Source organism: Brevundimonas sp. M1A4_2e (genome assembly GCF_053345555.1).
Map to the genome: position 1 here is coordinate 121,610 of NZ_JBKFAI010000003.1, position 19,433 is coordinate 141,042.

Here is a 19,433-nt window from a genome sequence, read left to right on the forward strand (position 1 = left end):
GGCGCATGCCCGACTCAACTCAGATATTCGCGGCAGAACAATCGCCTAGAGCATCACCATGACCGTGTGCGCGAGCAGGACGATCAGTCCCGCCCGCTGCACGGCGGCGGCCGGCCAGATCAGCATGGGGACGATGCAAGCGAAACGGACGCCCTGATAGATCAGCATCGTCGGGATAACCGGGGCGATCGGCTCGTTCAGCTTCAGAATATAGACGATATTGACGATAGTGCTGGCGAGCACCGGGATCAGCAGGGCGCCGACGATCACCCTGCGGTGCTGGGCGTAATAGGTCTCCAGCGACGCGACCTCATCATAGCGGGGCCGGATGACCTGGCTGATGAAGATGTACGGCAGGGCCATCGCCAGACAGATGAACAGCTCCACGGCCCCCAGCCTCACGCCGGCCTGGGCGCGGAACAGGGACAGCCACTGCTGGCAGGCCGCTATCAGCACGAGGGCGCCCAGAAGAGGGACCGTCCAGCCGATCATCACCCGGCCGCGCGCCTTGTACATTTCAGCGAAGGCCGACGCGACATTGGCGACCGCCAGCCCGAGCAGGAGGGCGTAGAAGGCGAAGAGCGCGTCGAATTCCTGCATGCCGTCCCCCGATCGTCGGGACGCATTAATAACCCTGTTTTTTGAGATCGAAAGCGCTTATTCGGCGCCGGCTGTCGCGAGCGCCGAAAAGAGCCGGCTAGGCGATCTCCACCCGGTTACGGCCATTCTGCTTGGCGCGGTACAGGGCGTCGTCGGCTTCCTTGACCAAATAGTTCTCATCCGGATGGCCCCCGTGTTCGGCCGCGCCGATGGACACGGTGACGTGGAAGGGTTCCAGACCCGAGGCCGTAATGGCCTTGGTCGCCAGGGCCTGGCGCATCCGTTCGGCGATCGTCGCAGCCTGGCGCAGGCTGGTTTCGACCAGGACGATCAGGAACTCCTCGCCGCCATAGCGGAAGACGAAATCGCTGGGGCGCACGTTCTCGGTGACCGCCTCGGCCACCTGGCGCAGCACCTCGTCGCCGATGGGGTGGCCGTGGGTGTCGTTGATCCGCTTGAAGTGGTCCACGTCCAGCAGCAGCACGGACAGCGGCGTGTGGTTGGCGTTGGCGAAACCGATCTCTCGGCTCAGGATCGACGACAGGAAGCGCCGATTCAAGGCGCGCGTCAGCGGATCGCGTCCGCCTTCCATCCCCGCCAGCCCCTGGAACATCTCGTTCAGCAGGAAGGCGACCTCGTCCACCGCCGCCTCCAGCGCCTCCAGCGGCCCGGCCAGATCAGACGAAGCCGCGCCCGGCGTGAAGCGAGGCAGCAGTTCGGCGTCGATGCGCTCCATCGCCGCGTTCAGCCGCGTCAGGTGGGGCGAGCCGTCGAACAGGAAGTCGGCCCGATGGCGAATCCACAGGCCGAACGGCGAGGCGCTGAGCGCGCCCGCCCCCTCCACCCCGCCCGAGGCCAGGATGCGGAACAGGGTCTTCTGGCTCCATTCCATCAGGCCGGCGCGCTGGCTCTCGCGCTCGAAATGGATGTCCTGGTCCAGCGAGAACAGGCGATAGGCCTCGTCCAGCCGCGCGCGATTGCTGGCGCCCTTTTCATAGGACTGGCTCATCAGGCGCAGGGCGTGGTCGATGCGCTCGCCGGCCAGCCGCAACAGGTCGAAGGCGGCCGGGTCGCTGGCCAGGGCGTCGGCCAGCCGGCCCTTCAGCACCGCCGCCCCGGCCATGACCAGATGCATCGGAATCTTGATGCGGGCGTGGACCTCGCCGATCTTCTGCTGGCGGGCCGCAAAGGCCGCCCCGGCCAGGTCGGCGCCGGGCGCGAAAAGATCCACCAGCCAGCGGCGCAGCGAGGGGCTCAGCCGCTCCTGGACCACGGAATGATGCAGGAAGGAGCGCGCCTCTTCATCGGCCAGGAGAGCGTCGTAGAAGGCCGCCACCAGGGCGTCGGCATGATCTTCAACGCGTTGGCGCAAACGGCCCAGGGACGCGGCGTCGCCGGCGCGCGAAAGCACGCCGTCCTGAGGATCAGATGAAAGCTGCAAAACGACTGCTCGATACTAAAAACGCGGCGCCCGATCGACCGAGGGCGGCCTTAACCCCAAGGGCCGACCGGCACAAGCGGCCCCTTCGGCCGCGTCAACGCGAGTCGGGACGTCCGGCTTCGATGAAGGCGCGGATCGTCGGGAAGGCCGCCGTTCCGCGCTTGTCCTCGCACACGATCTCCTTGACGTAGGAGTCCAGAGAATTGCGCACGATCGGCTCGAAATCATAGCCGTCGTCGATCCGCTCCTGCTCGGCGCCGTCCGGACCGTAATACACCTCTTCGCCCGCCTTCGACTGGTTGGCGGCGCAGCGGAAGCTGACGGTCCCGATGCTGTGCGACAGATCCGTCGGCTCGCCCTTGGCGGGCACGCGCGCCAATCGGGCGCTGGTCACGCCGTCGGCCTGTGCGATCGAATCGACATCCACCATGAAGGCGGTGGCCGAGCTTCGCGAAATGACGTTCCAGTTTTCAGCCAGAGCGGGCGATGCAGCCAAACCCGCAACGGCGGACAGGACGATGATGGATTTCTTCATGAGAACCTCCCCAGATCCAATGATTTCACTCCTGATCGTCGTAAAATTCAATCCATCACGCCAAGAGCCTCTCGCCGAGGTTTCGCCGCTATCTGACGGCAGGTTGACGCCATGAGCCGGTTTTCCGTTGTCCTGACCGCCCTTTTTCTGAGCCTGACGACCGCGGCGGCGCCCGCTGGGGCGCGATCGCTCACTGTCTCGCCTGCGGCAAGCCCTGCCGCAATCCCCGGCGCGTTTCAGTCCTCGCGCATCGTCGTAGAGACGCGCGGACAGGGGCCGGACGTGGTGCTGATCCCCGGCTTGGCCTCGACCTCGGCGGTCTGGAGCCGCACCGCCGACGCGCTGCAGGACCGCTACCGAGTGCACCTGGTCACCGTGCGCGGCTTTGGCCCGCTGGCGGCGGCGGGCAACGCCGAGGGCCGCATCGGCGGGCCGGCGGCGGGGGAAATCCTGCGCTACATCCATGAGGCGGGCCTGGATCGTCCCGCCCTGATCGGCCATTCGATGGGCGGGCAGATGGCCCTGCGCGTCGCGGCCGAGGGCGGCGGCCGCGTCGGCCGGGTCATGGTGGTGGACGCCTCGCCCTTCTTCCCGTCCCTGATCAGCCCCGGCTCGACGGTGGGCGATGTCGAGCCTCTGGCGCGGCTGGCCTATCAAGGGCTGATGCTGCTGGGCGATCAGGTCCTGCGCACCCAGGCCGCCTCAATGGGGCTGGAGCTGGGCGGCGCGGCCGACAGCCTGTTCAACGGCCTGGGCTGGCAGGGCGGCGACCGGCGCGTCCTGGCTCAGGGCCTGTATGAGGTGATGACGGTGGATCTGCGCTCGCGCCTGCCGCTGATCCAGGCGCCGGTCACGGTCGTCTATGGCTGGAGCCCCGACGCCGACAGCCCGCGCAGCCACGTCGACGGCCTGTTCCGCGACGGCTACCGCTCCCTGCCCCGCCCGGCGACCTTCGAGCGGATCGAGGGCGCCGAGCACATGGTCATGGTCGACCGACCGCGTCAGTTTCAGCAGGCCGTCGACCGCTTCCTGCGTTAAGGCTTCACGCCACGGCGTCCAGAACCTCCAGCACCGCCGGGCCGTAGCGGTCCAGCTTGCCTGCGCCGACGCCGGGGATGACGGCCAGCTGGTCCAGGCCGCGCGGCTCCTGCAGGGCGATCTCGACCAGGGTCTTGTCCTGGAAGATGACATAGGGCGGCACGCGCTGCTCGATGGCGCGGTCGCGGCGCCAGGCGCGCAGGGCCTCGAAACGGGCGCGCACATCCGCGTCCAGCCCCTCGACCGCCAGATTGCGCCCGGCGTTGCGGCGCGGCTTGTCCAGCGCCACGGCCCGGATCGGCGCCTGACGCACCCGCACTGGCCGCTCGCCGCGATAGACGGCCCGCACGGCCTGCGCCTCGCCCAGACGGATGATCGGCTTGCCGTCGTTGGGGTCCTCGACCAGCAGGCCCTCGAACAAAAGATGGTCGATCACGTCGCGCCACGCGGCCAGCGACAGGTCGGCGCCGATGCCCCAGGTCGACAGCCCCGCCTCCCACGGCTGGACGTCCTTGGTCTTGCCCAGCAGATGATCGACGACGCGCGTCCGGCCGAAGCGTTCGCCCAGACGCTGGACCGCCGCCAGCGCCTTCTGCGCCGGCACCACGGCGTCGAAGGTGGCGGGCGGGTCGCCGCAGATGTCGCAGACGCCGCACGGCTGGGCGTCCTGCTCGCCGAAATAGCGCCGCACGGCCTGGGGCCGACAGGTCGCGCCGTCCAGCATGGCGAACAGCTGGCGCACCTTGCGGGTCTGGACCTGTTTGACCTCCTCGGCCATCGGCCGACCCTCGAGGCGACGCAGGGACCAGGCGATGTCGGACGGGCCGTAAAGCGTGATGCCCTCGGCCGGTTCGCCGTCGCGCCCCGCGCGGCCGATCTCCTGCCAGTAGGCCTCCAAGGAACCGGGCGGATCGGCGTGGATGACGAAGCGCACGTCCGGCTTGTCCACCCCCATGCCGAAGGCGATGGTGGCGACCATGACCGCCCCGTCCTCGGCCAGGAAACGCTCCAGCCTCCGGTCGCGCTCGCGGGCGTCGAAGCCGGCGTGATAGGCGATGGCGTTGCTTCCGGCGTCCCTCAGGGCGTCGGCCACCCGCTCGCAGCCGTCGCGGCTGCCGCAATAGACCACGCCCGACTTGCCCCGCCGCTCGCGCACCAGTTCGATGACGGCGGCGTCGGTGCGGGCGCGCGAGCCGTTGACCTTGCGTTCGGCCGACAGCTGAAGATTGGGCCGGGCGAAGCTGTCGACGAAGACCCGCGCCTCGCCCAGCCGCAACGAGGCCAGGATGTCGTCGCGCGTGCGGGCGTCGGCGGTCGCCGTCACCGCGATGCGGGGCACGCCGGGGAAGATCTCGGCCAGTCGGCCCAGGGTGCGGTAATCGGGCCGGAAGTCATGGCCCCACTGAGACACGCAGTGCGCTTCGTCGATGGCGATCAGGCTGATCGGCAGCTCGGCCAATCGGTCCAGCATGGCGCCGGACGCCAGCCCTTCGGGCGAGACGTAGAGCAGGTCCAGCTCCCCCGCCCGCGCCGCCCGCCACACGGCCGAGCGCTCGTCCATCGTCAGGCCTGAATCCAGCCGTGCAGCGGCCACCCCCTGCTGTTTCAGCGCCTCGACCTGATCCGTCATCAGGGCGATCAGCGGCGACACGACCAGGCCGACGCCGGGCCGCAGGATGGCGGGGACCTGATAGCAGACGCTCTTGCCGCCGCCGGTCGGCAGCACGGCCATCACGTCCCGTCCGGCCAGCACCTCCTGGATCACGCTGGCTTGCAGGCCGCGAAAATCCGCATGGCCCCAGACCCGCTCCAGCAGCGTCCGCGCCTCGTCCAGGGTCGGAAAGGCGGCGTCGGTCGGGCGAGGGTCGAACATGGCGGGGGTTGTGCCGTATTCGTTCCGAGGTGTCATCCCGTCATCGCCGCGCAGTCGCGATGCGCGGCCCCCGTTGTCACGAGACCGCTTTCGGGCTTACCTCCGCGCAACAACGGAAAAAGAGCCCCGCATGACGGACACGCCCGCCGGAACCGGCAAACGCATTGAACTGACTATCCGCGCCCTGATCCTGGGCTGTTTGCTGGCGGCGGTCTTCACGGCGGCCAACACCTATCTGGGGCTGAAGGTCGGCCTGACCTTCGCCTCGGCCATTCCGGCGGCGGTCATTTCGATGGCCCTGCTGCGGGCGTTCCGCGGCTCGACCATCTGGGAGAACATGACCGTCCAGACCGTCGCCTCGGTTGGCGGCGCCATGAGCTCGATCATCTTCGTCCTTCCCGGCCTGGTTATGATCGGCTGGTGGATGGACTTCCCGTTCTGGGAATCGGTGATGATCTGCATCCTTGGCGGCGTGCTGGGGGTGACCTTCTCCATCCCGCTGCGCCGCACCCTGGTCGTTCAGGGCGGCCTGCCCTACCCCGAAGGCGTCGCCGCCGCCGAGGTGCTCAAGGTCGGCTCGCCCGGCGCTGAACAGACCGAAGAGGCCGTGCGCGAGAACCGTTCGGGCCTGTTCGTGGTCATCGGCGGGGCGATCGCCTCGGCGGTCTTCGGCTTCCTGGCCGCCGCGCGGGTCTTTGCGGCCGAGACGGCCGCCTTCCTGCGCCTTCCGGCCGCCCTGGGCGGCGGAGCCACCGGCGTCGGCTTCTCCATGCAGTTCGCCCTGCTGGGCGCCGGCCACCTGATCGGCCTGGCCGTCGGCCTGACGCAGCTGTTCGGCCTGGTTCTGGCCTGGCTGATCTTCGTGCCCATCCTGACCTCGCCCGAGTTCGCAGCCTGGGCCGCCGCCCACGGCCTGCCGTCGGTCGCCGCCTCCGTCCCGGCCGACGCCGGAGCGGAAGGCCTGGCCATGACCGTCTGGGCGCGCGAAGTCCGCTTCATCGGCGCCGGGGTCATCGGCGTGGCCGCCCTGTGGACGCTGGCCAAGCTGGCCAAGCCGCTGGTCGCAGGTCTGGCCTCGGCCGTCTCGGCCCAGTCGCGCCGCGCCCACGGCGAGACGCTGGAGCTGACCGAGCAGGACATCCCCATCAAGATCGTCGGCCTGCTGTCCGTCGCCGCCCTGGTCGGCATCGCCGTCCTGCTGGCGGTCGTGGCCCAGGGCACGTCTCTGGCCGGTTCGGCGCCGCTGCTGGTGATCGGCGGCCTGGTCTATGTCGTGGTCATCGGCTTCGCCGTGGCGGCCATCTGCGGCTATATGGCCGGGCTGATCGGCTCGTCGAACAGCCCGGTGTCGGGCGTCGGCATCCTGGCCATCATCATCGCTTCGTTGCTGATGCTGGGCGTGCTGGCCGTGGCGGGCGTGCCCGCTGATCCGTCCGTGATCGCCTTCGCCCTGATCGTCACCGCCATCGTCTTCGCCGTGGCCGTCATCGCCAATGACAACCTGCAGGACCTGAAGACCGGCCAGCTGGTCGAGGCCACCCCCTGGCGTCAGCAGACGGCCCTGCTGGTCGGCGTGGTCGCCGGCGCCCTGGTCATCCCCTTCGTGCTGGACATGATGAACCAGGCCTTCGGTTTCGAAGGCGGCCCGCCCGCCATCGTGCAAGGATCGCAGACCCTGGCCGCGCCTCAGGCGACCCTGATCTCGGCCCTGGCCAAGGGCGTCATCTCGGGCGATCTGCGCTGGGACCTGATCGGCATCGGAGCCGTGGTCGGCGTTCTGGTCATCATCCTCGACGTCGTCCTGCGCCGCACCACGAACGACAAGATCAAGCTGCCGCCGCTGGCCGCCGGCATCGGCGTCTACCTGCCCGCCGCCGTCACCACCATGCTGGTCGTCGGCGCCGTCTGCGGCTGGCTGTACGACCGGGCGGTCAAGTCGACCCGCTACGCCGACGTGGCCCGCCGCATGGGCGTGCTGCTGGCGTCCGGCCTGATCGTGGGCGAGAGCCTGTTCGGCGTCTTCACCGCCGCCGTCATCGTCAGCGCCAAGAACGAAGCGCCGTTCGCCCTGCTGCCGGCCGACAGCGGCTGGCCGGCCATGTGGGCGGGGCTGATCGCTTTCGCAGGCCTGACCTACGCCCTGTACGCCTGGGTGCGCCGCCGCGCCGCCAAGGTCTGACGAACGGGTCTGCGGGGCCGCTTCTTTCTTCGTCGTCACCCTCGGGCTTGACCCGAGGGTCGGGGGCTGAGGCGCGCGCAACCGTGAAGGCGGCGCAGGCGGACGGCTCGTTCATCGGGTCAAGCCCGAGGATGACGGAGGGTGAACGGCCTATAGGGCGGCGGCGAACGCTTCCGCCGCTCGACTGGCGCCGCGCTCACGGTGCCGCAGGCGATAGAAGGGCCGCTCGGGCAGGTCGAGCGGCAGACGGACCAGCCGCCCCGCTTCGATCAGGGGCCGGGCCGCCAGTTCCGAGATGGCGGTGACCAGTCCGCCGCCGGCGCCGCCCCCGGCCGCCACCGCCGTCAGGATGGCTTCATTGGACGGCAGCACCAGCGCCGTCTTCAGGTCGGACGCGGCGATGCCGCGCGGCAGGGCCGCCTCGAACTCGCTGCGGGTGCCCGAGCCCGGCTCGCGCAGGGCCCAGTCCAGCGCTTTCAGGTCCGCCGCCGTCAGCGTCGCCTCGCGTCCGGCCAGCGGATGATCCGGCGCCGCCACCACGATCAGCCGGTCGGCGCCGATGCGGGTCCGCTCAAGACGCGGCGCATCCTCGGCGCCCTCGATCAAGCCCAGTTCCGCCTCGCCGCCCAGAACAGCCTCGACCACCCGATGGGTGTTGCCGATCGACAGATGCAGCTCCACGCCCGGATGGCTCTGGGCGAAGGCGGCCATGCGCGGCGGCAGCCAATAGGCGGCGATGGTCTGGCTGGCGAACAGCCGCACCGAGCCGCGCTTCATCCCCGCCAGCTCGTCCAACAGCCGCTCGGCCGCCTCGGCCCGCGCCAGCACCGCCTTGGCTTCCGGCAGAAACGCCGTCCCCGCCGCATTCAGCGCCAGCCCCCGCCCGACCCGGTCGAACAGCCGCGTCCCGTGACGCGTCTCCAGCGCCTGAACCGCCGCGCTGACCGCCGACTGGGTCAGATGCAGCGCCTCGGCCGCCCGGGTCATATGCAGGCGCTCGGCCACGGCGACGAAGATGCGGAGCTGTTCCAGCGTCATGCGCGATTGATCAGATATATTGATTGTTAAGTCCAGAACTACGCGTTGGATCGATCATAAGACAGAGCCGATAAGGAGGGCATGACCGTCGCCCTCGACCCCGCCGCCGCCTCTCGCCGCCTGACCGGCCCGCTGCGCCTGCTGCCGGGCGTGGCCCTGTCCGCCGCCATCGGCGCCGTCGCCTTCGGCCTTCAGTTGTTGGAGGCGCGCCTGTTCGGGCAGGCGTGGATCGAGGGTCTGGTGCTGGCCATCCTGATCGGGGCGGCCCTGCGGCTGGTGTGGACGCCGTCGTCGCTGTGGGCGCCCGGCGTCAGCTTCAGCGCCAAGACCCTGCTGGAGGTTGCGGTCGCGCTGCTGGGCGCCACCGTCTCGGGCGCGGCCGTCGCGGCGCTGGGGCCGTGGCTGCTGCTGGCCATCGTCGGCGTCGTCGCCCTGGCCATCCTCGGCGGCTATGCGCTGGGGCGAGCCTTCGGCCTGCCGCACGCCATGGCCCTGCTGGTGGCCTGCGGCAACGCCATCTGCGGCAACTCGGCCATCGCCGCCGTCGCCCCCGTCATCGAGGCCGAGGGACAGGATGTCGCCGCCGCCATCGGCTTCACCGCCGTTCTGGGCATCGCCGTGGTGCTGCTGGTCCCCGTGGTCGGCGCGCTGATGGGTTATGACGCCACGCGCATCGGGGTGCTGGCGGGTCTGACCGTCTACGCCGTGCCGCAGGTGCTGGCGGCCGCCGCGCCCGCCGGCCTGGCCGCGGTCCAGACGGGCGCCGTGGTCAAACTGGTGCGCGTGCTGATGCTGGGGCCGGTCTGTCTGGTGCTGGGCCTGATGCGATCGAGGCAGGCCGCAGGCGGGCGCGGACCCAAGCTGCACCAGATGGCCCCCTGGTTCATCCTGGTCTTCCTGGCTCTGATGGCCGCCCGCTCCCTGGGCTGGCTGCCCGCGGCGATCCTGCCGCCGCTGCAGGTCTCGGTCTCGGCCCTGACGCTGATCGCCATGGCCGCGCTGGGGCTGATGGTCGACCCGCGCGCCGTGGTCCGGGCCGGGCCGCGCGTGGCCGCCGTCGCCGCCCTGTCGGCCCTGCTGATCGGCCTGCTGGCGCTGGGGGTGATCGCCCTCATCCCGCTGGGTTGATCGGCTGAGCGCGCACCGGACTGGCGTTTTGGCCCGCATCCCTGTAAGAGGCGCCCCGAACCCTTCCCTTTTCTGCAATCTTCTTGCAGCGGCGCGGCCTATCCGTGACCGAACACAGTCCGCCCGAGCCCGATATGAACCTTCGTAACGTCGCTATCATCGCCCACGTCGACCATGGCAAGACGACCATGGTGGACGCCCTGCTGGCCCAGTCGGGCCTGTTCCGCGCCAATGAGGCCACGACCGAGCGCGTCATGGACTCCGGCGATCAGGAGCGCGAGCGCGGCATCACCATCCTGGCTAAATGCACGTCGATCCAGTGGAACGGCAAAGCGGGCGAGACGCGCATCAACATCATCGACACCCCCGGCCACGCCGACTTCGGCGGCGAGGTCGAGCGCATCCTGGGCATGGTGGACGGCTGCGTCCTGCTGGTCGACGCCGAAGAGGGCGTCATGCCCCAGACCAAGTTCGTGCTGACCAAGGCGCTGAAGATGGGCCTGCGTCCCATCCTGTGCATCAACAAGGTCGACCGCGCCCACGCCGATCCGGACCGCGTGCTGAACGAGACCTTCGACCTGTTCGCCGCCCTGGGCGCCACGGACGAGCAGCTGGACTTCCCGGTCATCTACGCCTCGGGCCGTTCGGGCTGGGCGACGCTGGACCTGGCCCAGCCGAACGACAACCTGCACCCGCTGTACGACCTGATCGTCGACCACGTCCCGGCTCCAGAGGCCCAGGCGCGCGTCAACGAGCCGTTCAAGATCCTGAACGTCCTGATCGAAAGCGACCCCTTCCTGGGCCGCCTGCTGACCGGCCGCATCCACTCGGGCAAGGCGGTTCCCGGCATGGCCATCAAGGCCCTGTCGCGTGACGGCAAGACCATCGAACAGGGCCGCATCACCAAGGTGCTGGCCTTCCGCGGCCTGAAGCGCCAGCCGATCGACGAGGGCGTGGAGGCGGGCGACATCGTCGCCATCGCCGGCATGTCCAAGGCCACCGTGGCCGACACCCTGTGCGCGCTGGACGTCGACACCCCGCTGGACGCCCTGCCGATCGACCCGCCGACCATCTCGATGACCGTGGGCGTGAACGACAGCCCCCTGGCCGGCCGCGAAGGCGACAAGGTGCAGTCGCGCGTCATCCGCGACCGCCTGCTGAAGGAAGCCGAGGCCAACGTCGCCATCCGCATCACCCAGACGCCGGACTCCGACGCCTATGAAGTCGCCGGCCGCGGCGAACTGCAGCTGGGCGTGCTGATCGAGAACATGCGCCGCGAAGGCTTCGAGCTGTCGATCAGCCGCCCGCGCGTGGTCTATCAGACCGGCGAGAACGGCGAGCGCATGGAGCCGATCGAAGACGTCGTCATCGACGTGGACGACGAGTTCTCGGGCGTGGTCATCGAGAAGCTGTCGGCCCGCAAGGCCGAGCTGACCGACATGGGGCCCTCGGGCGCCGGCAAGACCCGCATCCAGCTGAAGTGCCCGTCGCGCTCGCTGATCGGCTATCAGGGCGAGTTCCTGACCGACACGCGCGGCTCGGGCGTGCTGAACCGCGTCTTCTCCCACTATGAGCCGCACAAGGGCGCCATCGAAGGCCGCCTGAAGGGCGTGCTGGTGTCGAACTCGGACGGCGACACGGCGGCCTTCGCCCTGTGGAACCTGGAAGACCGCGGCGTCATGTTCGTCGGCGCCGGCGAGAAGACCTATCAGGGCATGATCATCGGCGAGAACAGCCGCTCCGACGACCTGGACGTCAACCCGATCAAGGGCAAGCAGCTGACCAACGTCCGCGCCTCGGGCAAGGACGAGGCCGTGCGCCTGACCCCGCCGCGCAAGATGAGCCTGGAGCAGGCCATCGCCTATATCGAGGAAGACGAACTGGTCGAGGTCACGCCCAAGTCGATCCGCCTGCGCAAGGAGGTCCTGAACCCCTCCTTCCGCAAGAAGCGCGTCCGCGCCGACTGATCTGCGTCGACATTGTCGAAATGAGAAAGGCGGCTCGCAAGGGCCGCCTTTTTTAGTTTGGGCCTATCGCCCTGCGGGCCACCCCTGCGGGGCGTCCGGGATGACGGAGGCGCTACCGCTTCAGCCCCAACAGCCCCCGCCAGCCGCCGCTGGTCAGCAGGGCCACGTCCAACAGGGCCAGAGGCAAGGGCGTGCTGGGCGGCGCGGCGATGAATACCGGCCGCCAGACGGGGTCGAACTTGGCCTTGTAGGCGCGCAGGCCCTGAAAGCCGTAGACGGCGCCGCCCTCCTCGAACACCAGGGCCCCGACGCGGGCGAAGACGGGGGCCGTCCGCCGATCCTCAAGGCCCGACAGAGGGGCCATGCCCAGATCCAGCCGCGCCACCCCCTGGTCGCGCGCCCACTGCGCGGTGCGCGTGAACAGATAGTCCATCACCCCGTTCGGCCCGTCGGGATCATAGCGCATCAGGTCGATCATCACCTCGCCGCCGCCCGCCCCGCGCAACAGATTGGCGAAGGCGACGATGCGGCCGTTTTCGCGCACCAGGGCCAGGGGCTGGCGGTCCAGATAGTCGATATCGAACCGGCCGAGCGAAAAGGTTTTTTCCGAGCCGTTGTGATGCCTCAGCCAGGCGTCCGACACGGCGCGCAGTTCGGGCTCCAGCCCGCGCGCCGCGCCGGGCGGGACCACTTCGAAACCGGCGCCCTCGCGTTCGGCGCGGTTGACGGCGGTGCGCAGGTTCTGCTTGCCCTTGCCCTCGGTCGTGAAGCGGGCGGTGTCGATCACGGCGGCCTCGCCCACCTTGCGGACCGCCAGCCCCAGGGTCGCCAGGTCCGCCAGCAGCCCCTCGCCGACCGAATAGAAGACCGCCGCGCCGCCGTAGCTGTCGGCCAGCTGGGCGAAGGCCCACAGCAGTTCCAGCCGTTCCGCCGCCAGGCCCGCCGGCTCGCCCATGGCGATCCAGCGGCGGCCCCGCACGCGATAGGCGATGAAGCTGCGGCCGGACGGACTGAACAGCAGAGCCTTGTCGCCCAACAGGGCCAGTTCCGCCTCGGGAGCGGCCGCCTCGGCGCTCTCCAACGCCTGCCGGGCGCGTTCGATCTCTTCCGGGGCGGCGGGGCCGTGGGTGCGGGCGCCCGGCGCCGTCGTCAGCGAGCGTATGGCCACCGCCAGGGTCAGCAGCGCCAGCACCGCCCCGGCGCGCAGGAAGCCCGACGCCTGCTTGTCGACCAGGAAGGTCCACCACAGCTCGTCCGTATAGGCGGTGTCGCGGTAGGCGAAGAAGCCCAGCCAAATCATGGCCGCCACCGCCGCCGCCAGCATCAGCAGCCACCCCGGCCGCAGCGGCTCGCCCAGGCGCGACCGGCGGTTGAAGGCCGCCCGGCATGGCGTCAGCAGAGCCGCCGCCAACGTCAGTTCGATCGCCTGGAGCCAGTCCAGTCCTCTCAGCAGCGAGAAGACCGCCCCGACCAGAAGGAACGCCAGCGCCGCGTAATAGGCGCCGCGCCGCCGTCGCCACAGCCCCGCCGAGATCAGCAGCAGGACGAAGCCCGTCACGCTGGCGGCGAAGTGCGACAAGTCGATCAGCAGCGGCGGATAGAACCGGCCCAGCGCGCTGAGTTTTTCGTTAAAGGCGGGGGTCACCGCGGTCAGCAGCATCACTGCCCCCAGCAGAAAGGTGGCCGCCGCGAAGATTTGCGGGGTCAGCTCATAGGCCAACCCGCCCAGTCGCCGCGTTATGCGCAAGGGGTCGTGTTTTGCGCCAGACTTGGTCAACCGCCCTCCATCGAGCAAGAATCGGCCGTTTGCGGCCGGTAAAAGGTCATTTCAGGGCAGGCGAAACCATCCTGGATCACGCGGGTTCATTTTTTCGCGAGCGCCGAGCTCGCCATTCCAGGAGTTTCTCATGATCCGCAAGACCGCCCTGCTGACCGGCATCGCCGGCGCCCTGTTCATCGCCGCCCCGTCTTTCGCCCAGGACGCCACGACGCCGCAGACGCCCGAGCCGGCTCCCGCTGAGGCGGCCGCGGCTCAACCCCAGAGCCTGACCCTGACCCCGGGCTCCACCGTCAAGAGCGGCGACGGCTCCGAGATCGGCAAGCTGGTCGGCGTTCAGAACGGCGCCAACGGCCAGGAACTGACGGTCCGCACCGCCGACGGCCAGGTCCGCCCGGTGCCGCTGGCCGGCATCCGCCAGGACGGCGCTGACATCGTTGTCGACGCCAGCGCTTCGGATGTCCAGTCGGCCGCGCCGATTGCTTCGGATACGGCCGAGCCGACGCCGGACGCCACGCCGGACGCCGCCCCGGCTGATGCGCAGACTGGCGATGAGCCGACCGACAGTCCTGACTAAGCGTCTGTTGCACGACAAGAGGGGCGGCCCGTCGGGCCGCCCCTCAGTTCGTGATGGTGCGACCGGCGGTTAGGCCCGTCGCTTCACCAGGCCCAACAGGAACAGCAGCACCACGGCGCCGATCGTGGCGACCAAGATGCCGACGATCCAATTGCCGGCAGCGTCCACGCCCAAAAGATTATTGGCCAGGAACCCGCCGATCAGCGCGCCGACCACGCCGACGATCAGATTGGTCAGCAGGCCGTGTTCCCGCTTCATGATCTTCTCCGCCAGCCATCCGGCGACGATGCCGATGATGATCCAGGCGATGAATCCAAATCCACCCATGTTTCTTCCTTCCTGAAAAGGCTGTCTGCCTTGGCCGTTAATGCGCGTACGCCGCGGCGGTTGCCTCATGTCGTGCGCCTTCCCCGCTGAGGGGAAGTCGGCACGCCCTTTGCGAGACCTCCCTCGCCACGTGCCGAACCGGCACAACATCTAAAGATGGGGAGAAGGTCATGGCCGCCGAGATCGATCTGCACCTGGGTCGTCGCCTGCGCCGACGTCGCCGTCTTCTGGGCCTGACCCAGCAACAGTTGGGCGATCGGGTGGGCGTCCGTTTCCAGCAGATCCAGAAATATGAATGCGGCGCCAACCGCCTGTCCGCCGCCCGCCTGTGGGAATTGGCCGAAGCGCTGGAAACCCCCGTCACCTATTTCTACGACGGCCTGTCCGCCGAGCCCGCCGCTCTGCCGACCTCGACCCTGCACCCGACTCTCAACGCCGCCTGACGCTCGCCCCCAGCGTGGCGCCACCAGCCTCGCCCCGCGTCCCAGGACCGTGTATCGGGGCCCTATGACCGAGCTGGAATCCTTCGCCGTCGAGCTGTCGCGTGAGGCTGCGCGCGTCGCCCTGCCCTTCTTCCGGGGCGCCTTCGCTCAGGAAGACAAGGGCGTCCCCGGCGCCTTCGACCCCGTGACCGAAGCCGATCGCGCCGCCGAGGCCGCCATCCGCCGCCTGATCGCCGCCCGCTATCCCGACCACGGCGTCATCGGCGAGGAGTACGGCGAGGATCGGCCCGACGCCGAACACGTCTGGGTGCTGGACCCGATCGACGGCACCCGCGCCTTCATCGCCGGCCTGCCGTTGTGGACCACCCTGATCGCCCTGCGTCAGGACGGCGCCCCGGTCATCGGCGCCGTCGGCCAGCCCTATCTGGGCGAAGTTTTCCTCGGCGGCCCGTCCGGCGCGCGCCTGCTGAAGGGCGCCATCGAGACCCCGCTCCGGACCCGCGCCTGCGCGCGCCTGGATCAGGCGCTGATCGCCACCACCGACCCCGAAATCTTCGCCGGCGCCGACCGGGCCGCCTGGGACCGGCTGCGCGCCTCGGCTCGTCTGGCCCGCCTGGGCTGCGACGGCTACGCCTACGCCATGGTCGCGGTGGGAAACATCGACCTGGTGGCCGAGAGCGAGCTTCAGGTCTGGGACTGGTCGGCGCTCAAACCGCTGGTCGAGGCGGCGGGCGGCCGGTTCACCGACTGGCGCGGCCGGCCCCCGCATGAGGCCGACGGCCGCGTGCTGGCGGTCGGCGACGCGCGTTTGACCGATCAGGCCCTGCCCCTGCTGGCCCCAGCCTGACCGATCAGGCGGGTTCGTCCGTCCGCGCGGCCGCAGAGGTCGAGGCCGCTTGCGGCCCCGGCGCCACATAGTCGGCCAGGGCGTCGAACTCGTGCAGGAAGACCCCGCGCAGCTCGTCGACCTCCATGATCACCTCATGCTTGGCCGTGGGAACCTCGACGTAACGGCCGCGCCCCAGCCGCCGGGCCGCCCAGCGGTTGGTCTGCTTCCACACCTTGTCGTCCTCGGCCGCCTGAACCACGCACACCGGGATCTTCACGCCTTTCAGCGCTCTGGGCTTCAACACCCGCTCGCCGGCGTCCAGGGCGAAGGCCAGCCAGCCCCAGGTCGGCCCGCCCAGCGCCAGGTGCGGACAGGCGTAAAGCTGCTGTCGCCACAGATCATAGCGCGCCCGGTCCGAGGTCAGGGCGTCGTTGTCAAACGTGTGGTCGAAGGGATCGTCGGGGTCGTCCAGCACATAGTCGCCCGCCTTGCCGTTGCGCAGCGCCCAGCGCACCGCCAGCTTGACCGTCCACATCGACCGCTTGCCGGTCTTGATCCGCAACATGGGGCTGGACAGCAGGGCGCCGCCGAACCGGCTCTCGCCCGTCTCCAGCGTCAACAGGTTCAGACACCCGCCCATCGAATGGCCGACCATGATCCAGGGCTTGGGCGCGCGCGCCTCATAGGCGTCCAGCAGGCGGGCGTAGTCGTCCAGGAACTCCTCGACCGCCCGGGCGTGGCCGCGCAGCCGATCCGGCAACAGCCGCGCTGACAGCCCTTGCCCGCGCCAGTCGTGGGCCAGGACGCAGAAGCCGCGCGCCAGGAAGTTGCCGATCAACTCGAAGTATTTCTCGATCGGCTCGGTGCGGCCGGGGCTCAGCACCACCGTCCCGCGCGGCGTCTTGGCCTGCAGGCTCGACGGCGTCCAGAAGGCGGCGCGCAGACGCAGCCCTCCGGCGCCCCGGAACCAGTCGCCCTCTCCCCCCGGCGGACAGGCGGCGCCCGGCACGCCCATCAACGGCGCATGGGCGGCGAAGGCGGCGGGGCGGCTCACTCGGGCTTCCTGAACTTCAGGGTCATACGGTCGCTTTCGCCGATGGCGTCGTACTTGGTGCGGTCGAACTCAGGGTCGGCGGGCTGGCCCAGCGGGGCCGTCAGGCGGCGCGGCGGCAGGGTCTCGACCCCGAATGGATGGTCCTTGGTGTCGGCCGGGTTGGCGTTGATCTCGGACGCCTCGACAAAGACGAAGCCCGCCTCTTCGGCCAGCTGGCGGACGAAGGCTTCCTGCACATAGCCGTTGGCGGCGGCCGGGTCCTGATCCTCGTCCGGCTGGAGCCGGTGCTGCTCCACGCCCAGGATCCCGCCCGGCCGCAGAGCCGTGAAGGCGTCGGCGAAGGCCTTTTCAGCGATCCCCGCCGCCATCCAGGCGTGAACATAGCGCATGAACAGCACCATGTCGGCCGTGCCCGCCGGAGCCACCGGGTCCGAGCCTGGCCCGAAGGCGGTGAACTGCACCGGCCCGTACAGCTTCTTGGATCCCAGGATACGGGCCTTCAGCGCATTGTTGATCGCCACCTGGGCCGGGTCGGCGTTCGGTCCCTCGACAAAGCCCGCCAGATACAGCGTCCCGCCGCCCCGGTTCAGATAGGGGGCCAGGATCTCGGCGTACCAGCCGCTGCCGGGCCAGAAGTCCACGACCGTCATCTTCGGCTGCAGGCCGAAGAAGCGCAGCGTCTCGATCGGGTGGCGCCAGACGTCGCGCGCCTTGTCGTCCGCCGTGCGCCACGAACCGGCGACCGCCCATTCCAGCGAGCCTTCGGGCGGCCCCTTGGGCGCCTCGGGCGCGGCGGGCGTCGGCGCCTCCTCCTTGCGGCCGCAGCCGGCCAGGCCGAACAGGGGCGCGACCAGAGCCAGGGCGCTGGCGCCGGCCAGGACGGATCGCCGCGTCGATCGGTCTGTCATGCGCGCTTCCTCTTGCCGCCAGATGTCTTCGCTTGGGGCTTAAGGCGCTTCTGCGCCAGGGTCAAAATCACGCACTGCATTGTCATCAAGAGGCTTCAGTCGGCCGCATAGGGCTTGCGGAAGCGCAGGGTCATGCGGTCGCTCTCGCCGATGGCGTCCAGCCCCGCGCGCTCGTCGGGCGTCAGCGTCCGCCCGTCGCGCTCCGAGGTGCGCGTCGGCTTCAGGCTCCACACGCCGAAGGGGTGGTCCCGGTCGTCCCTCGGGTTGGCGTTCAGCTCGCTGCGCGCCTCCAGTTCGAAACCGGCGCGGCGGGCGGCGTGGATGACCCAGCTCTCGGGCACATAGCCGCTGGGCGCCGTGTCGGCGACGTTGAGCCCCTCGACCGCGCGATGCTGCTCCACCGCCAGCACGCCGCCGGGCTTCAGCGCCTTGAAGAAGGCGGCCAGATGGGGCTCGGCCCGGCCGTCGCGCGACCAGTTGTGGAAGGCGCGGGCCACCACGACCATGTCGGCGGTTCCATCGGCGACGCCCATCCCCTCGGTCGGACGGTTGACCGGGACGTAGCGCCCGCCGGTGGCCGCCGCATAGGGCTCCAGGATATTGCGCCACCACCCGGCGCGGCCCGGCTCGATCTCCACGACGGTCAGGCCCGGCTGCAGTCCCCAGAAGGTGAGGGTTTCGAACGGATGGCGCTCGCCGTCGCGCGCCCGGTCTGCTTCAAGGCGGCTGGTCGAGGCCACGGCCGCCTGAAGCGCGGCGTCCTCGCTGAGGGTCGGAATCTCCATCGACAGGCCCTCGCGTCGCGGCAGGGGCGCGGCGTCGGACGGCGCGGCTTGCGCCAGCGCGGGGACGGGGGAACCGAGGACGGCCCCGGCGAGGGCGATGAAGGCGAAGGTTCGCATGGAGGCTCCGGTCGCTTCGGAAGGATGAAGGTAAAATCCTTACGGCGCTTCGCGGCCGCCGCAAGGCGTCGATGCGGCGGAGCGGCGATTTCGCGCGGCCCCTTGCGCCCGAAAAACGGCCTCCTACCTCTTCGTCCGAGAGCGCCGATCCTCGGGCTCTCCAGACCTGACGGGGCCGAATGCGGACCGCCGGGGCTGAAACCCTCCGTCGTCCGGGGCCAAACCGCCGGGCGGCTCAACCTTGCTGAATGTCAGAAGGATGATCCATGCGTACCTATGATTTCTCGCCGCTGTACCGTTCCGCCGTCGGCTTCGACCGTCTGGTTCGCCAGTTGGAAAGCGCAGCGCGCTCCGGCCCGGAAAACGGCTGGCCTCCCTACAATATCGAAACGACCGGCGAGGACGCCTATCGCATCGAGATCGCCGTCGCCGGTTTCTCGGCCGACGAGCTGAACATCGAGGCCAAGGAAAACCTGCTGACCGTCACCGGCAAGAAGGCCGCCAACGACAGCGACGGCGCCCAGCGGACCTTCCTGCATCGCGGCCTGGCGGAGCGCGATTTCGAGCGCCGCTTCCAACTGGCCGACTATGTGGTGGTCAAGGGCGCGGCCCTGGCCCACGGCCTGCTGACCATCGAGCTGAAGCGCGAACTGCCGGAGGCTCTCAAGCCCCGCAGCATCGAGATCGCCACCGGCTCGACCCTGATCGAAGGCAAGGCTGAGGACACGGCCGACAAGGCGGCCAATAAGGCGGCCTGAGCCGTCTGGCCCTGACAGACTCGTTCAAGGGGCGGCGTTCGCGTCGCCCCTTTTTCGTG

The 19,433-nt window shown here is 69.6% G+C and carries 17 protein-coding genes and 1 pseudogene; 8 read left to right on the forward strand and 10 right to left on the reverse strand.

The annotated features are described in order from the left end of the window. Nucleotides 1-45 precede the first annotated feature (45 nt). The 3 genes from ACLBV5_RS07555 to ACLBV5_RS07565 form a co-directional block, all read right to left on the reverse strand. The gene (locus ACLBV5_RS07555) at nt 46-600 is read right to left on the reverse strand and encodes a hypothetical protein (protein WP_303682606.1); all 555 of its coding nucleotides are present in this window, start codon (nt 598-600) and stop codon (nt 46-48) included. Between the two features lie 97 nt (nt 601-697). Next, a complete protein-coding gene (locus tag ACLBV5_RS07560; protein WP_235599164.1) occupies nt 698-2,011 on the reverse strand; it encodes a GGDEF domain-containing protein in 1,314 nt (437 codons plus the stop codon). A 124-nt stretch (nt 2,012-2,135) separates the two neighbouring features. Further along, nucleotides 2,136-2,576, reverse strand: a complete 441-nt coding sequence (locus ACLBV5_RS07565; RefSeq protein WP_025978001.1) for a hypothetical protein — start codon at nt 2,574-2,576, stop codon at nt 2,136-2,138. Between the two features lie 111 nt (nt 2,577-2,687). Between ACLBV5_RS07565 and ACLBV5_RS07570 the strand changes: the two genes are divergently transcribed. Continuing rightward, the gene (locus ACLBV5_RS07570; protein WP_447605301.1) at nt 2,688-3,614 is read left to right on the forward strand and encodes an alpha/beta fold hydrolase; all 927 of its coding nucleotides are present in this window, start codon (nt 2,688-2,690) and stop codon (nt 3,612-3,614) included. A 4-nt stretch (nt 3,615-3,618) separates the two neighbouring features. Here the strand turns inward: ACLBV5_RS07570 and recQ are convergent, their stop codons facing one another. Continuing rightward, a complete protein-coding gene (gene recQ / locus ACLBV5_RS07575; RefSeq protein WP_253122281.1) occupies nt 3,619-5,487 on the reverse strand; it encodes a DNA helicase RecQ in 1,869 nt (622 codons plus the stop codon). A 130-nt stretch (nt 5,488-5,617) separates the two neighbouring features. Between recQ and ACLBV5_RS07580 the strand changes: the two genes are divergently transcribed. Then, a complete protein-coding gene (locus ACLBV5_RS07580) occupies nt 5,618-7,666 on the forward strand; it encodes an OPT family oligopeptide transporter (RefSeq protein ID WP_025977998.1) in 2,049 nt (682 codons plus the stop codon). 150 nt (nt 7,667-7,816) lie between these two features. On the opposite strand, the gene ACLBV5_RS07585 is transcribed toward ACLBV5_RS07580, so the two are convergent. Further along, nucleotides 7,817-8,704 carry a LysR family transcriptional regulator gene (locus tag ACLBV5_RS07585; protein ID WP_303692283.1) on the reverse strand — a complete coding sequence of 296 codons (888 nt, stop codon included), beginning with the start codon at nt 8,702-8,704 and terminating at the stop codon, nt 7,817-7,819. An 81-nt stretch (nt 8,705-8,785) separates the two neighbouring features. Between ACLBV5_RS07585 and ACLBV5_RS07590 the strand changes: the two genes are divergently transcribed. Both ACLBV5_RS07590 and typA read left to right on the forward strand, forming a co-directional pair. Then, nucleotides 8,786-9,832 (forward strand): YeiH family protein, encoded by a 1,047-nt coding sequence (locus ACLBV5_RS07590; RefSeq protein WP_447605302.1) that lies wholly within the window; start codon nt 8,786-8,788, stop codon nt 9,830-9,832. Nucleotides 9,833-9,966: 134 nt separating this feature from the next. After that, entirely contained in the window at nt 9,967-11,799 is a 1,833-nt protein-coding gene (typA, locus tag ACLBV5_RS07595; protein WP_025977995.1) for a translational GTPase TypA, read from the forward strand. 112 nt (nt 11,800-11,911) lie between these two features. Here the strand turns inward: typA and ACLBV5_RS07600 are convergent, their stop codons facing one another. After that, nucleotides 11,912-13,576 (reverse strand): phosphatidylglycerol lysyltransferase domain-containing protein, encoded by a 1,665-nt coding sequence (locus tag ACLBV5_RS07600; RefSeq protein WP_447605303.1) that lies wholly within the window; start codon nt 13,574-13,576, stop codon nt 11,912-11,914. Between the two features lie 130 nt (nt 13,577-13,706). Between ACLBV5_RS07600 and ACLBV5_RS07605 the strand changes: the two genes are divergently transcribed. Next, nucleotides 13,707-14,153: a superoxide dismutase gene (locus ACLBV5_RS07605; protein ID WP_447605304.1), complete on the forward strand. Its 447-nt coding sequence runs from the start codon at nt 13,707-13,709 to the stop codon at nt 14,151-14,153. A gap of 69 nt (nt 14,154-14,222) precedes the next feature. Here the strand turns inward: ACLBV5_RS07605 and ACLBV5_RS07610 are convergent, their stop codons facing one another. Next, nucleotides 14,223-14,480, reverse strand: a complete 258-nt coding sequence (locus ACLBV5_RS07610) for a GlsB/YeaQ/YmgE family stress response membrane protein (RefSeq protein WP_025977992.1) — start codon at nt 14,478-14,480, stop codon at nt 14,223-14,225. Nucleotides 14,481-14,650: 170 nt separating this feature from the next. On the opposite strand from ACLBV5_RS07610, the pseudogene ACLBV5_RS07615 reads away from it, so the two are divergent. Together ACLBV5_RS07615 and hisN are read left to right on the forward strand one after the other, a co-directional pair. After that, a pseudogene (locus ACLBV5_RS07615) lies at nt 14,651-14,866 on the forward strand (helix-turn-helix domain-containing protein); the annotation flags it as partial. A gap of 121 nt (nt 14,867-14,987) precedes the next feature. After that, entirely contained in the window at nt 14,988-15,770 is a 783-nt protein-coding gene (gene hisN / locus ACLBV5_RS07620) for a histidinol-phosphatase (protein ID WP_447605305.1), read from the forward strand. Nucleotides 15,771-15,774: 4 nt separating this feature from the next. Here hisN and ACLBV5_RS07625 read toward each other — a convergent pair whose 3' ends face one another. The 3 genes from ACLBV5_RS07625 to ACLBV5_RS07635 all read right to left on the reverse strand — a co-directional run bounded on the left by ACLBV5_RS07625 (nt 15,775) and on the right by ACLBV5_RS07635 (nt 18,616). After that, nucleotides 15,775-16,806, reverse strand: coding sequence for an alpha/beta fold hydrolase (locus tag ACLBV5_RS07625; RefSeq protein WP_447605306.1), 1,032 nt, complete (start codon nt 16,804-16,806; stop codon nt 15,775-15,777). Further along, a complete protein-coding gene (locus ACLBV5_RS07630; RefSeq protein WP_025977988.1) occupies nt 16,803-17,714 on the reverse strand; it encodes a class I SAM-dependent methyltransferase in 912 nt (303 codons plus the stop codon). The genes ACLBV5_RS07625 and ACLBV5_RS07630 overlap by 4 nt, the downstream gene beginning before the upstream one ends. Before the next feature lie 95 nt (nt 17,715-17,809). After that, a complete protein-coding gene (locus tag ACLBV5_RS07635) occupies nt 17,810-18,616 on the reverse strand; it encodes a class I SAM-dependent methyltransferase (protein ID WP_447605307.1) in 807 nt (268 codons plus the stop codon). Between the two features lie 266 nt (nt 18,617-18,882). Here ACLBV5_RS07635 and ACLBV5_RS07640 point away from each other — a divergent pair, with 266 nt between their 5' ends. Further along, complete coding sequence (locus ACLBV5_RS07640) at nt 18,883-19,374, forward strand: Hsp20 family protein (protein ID WP_134581839.1); 492 nt, start codon at nt 18,883-18,885, stop codon at nt 19,372-19,374. Nucleotides 19,375-19,433 lie beyond the last annotated feature (59 nt).

Excerpts from the sequence above, each read along its gene's own strand:
- ACLBV5_RS07590 (WP_447605302.1), top strand. The coding sequence starts at position 8,786 with ATGACCGTCGCCCTCGACCCCGCCGCCGCCTCTCGCCGCCTGACCGGC.
- ACLBV5_RS07555 (WP_303682606.1), bottom strand. The coding sequence starts at position 600 with ATGCAGGAATTCGACGCGCTCTTCGCCTTCTACGCCCTCCTGCTCGGG.
- ACLBV5_RS07630 (WP_025977988.1), bottom strand. The coding sequence starts at position 17,714 with ATGACAGACCGATCGACGCGGCGATCCGTCCTGGCCGGCGCCAGCGCC.
- ACLBV5_RS07570 (WP_447605301.1), top strand. The coding sequence starts at position 2,688 with ATGAGCCGGTTTTCCGTTGTCCTGACCGCCCTTTTTCTGAGCCTGACG.
- ACLBV5_RS07640 (WP_134581839.1), top strand. The coding sequence starts at position 18,883 with ATGCGTACCTATGATTTCTCGCCGCTGTACCGTTCCGCCGTCGGCTTC.
- recQ (WP_253122281.1), bottom strand. The coding sequence starts at position 5,487 with ATGTTCGACCCTCGCCCGACCGACGCCGCCTTTCCGACCCTGGACGAG.
- ACLBV5_RS07605 (WP_447605304.1), top strand. The coding sequence starts at position 13,707 with ATGATCCGCAAGACCGCCCTGCTGACCGGCATCGCCGGCGCCCTGTTC.
- ACLBV5_RS07565 (WP_025978001.1), bottom strand. The coding sequence starts at position 2,576 with ATGAAGAAATCCATCATCGTCCTGTCCGCCGTTGCGGGTTTGGCTGCA.
- hisN (WP_447605305.1), top strand. The coding sequence starts at position 14,988 with ATGACCGAGCTGGAATCCTTCGCCGTCGAGCTGTCGCGTGAGGCTGCG.
- ACLBV5_RS07635 (WP_447605307.1), bottom strand. The coding sequence starts at position 18,616 with ATGCGAACCTTCGCCTTCATCGCCCTCGCCGGGGCCGTCCTCGGTTCC.
- ACLBV5_RS07580 (WP_025977998.1), top strand. The coding sequence starts at position 5,618 with ATGACGGACACGCCCGCCGGAACCGGCAAACGCATTGAACTGACTATC.
- typA (WP_025977995.1), top strand. The coding sequence starts at position 9,967 with ATGAACCTTCGTAACGTCGCTATCATCGCCCACGTCGACCATGGCAAG.
- ACLBV5_RS07585 (WP_303692283.1), bottom strand. The coding sequence starts at position 8,704 with ATGACGCTGGAACAGCTCCGCATCTTCGTCGCCGTGGCCGAGCGCCTG.
- ACLBV5_RS07610 (WP_025977992.1), bottom strand. The coding sequence starts at position 14,480 with ATGGGTGGATTTGGATTCATCGCCTGGATCATCATCGGCATCGTCGCC.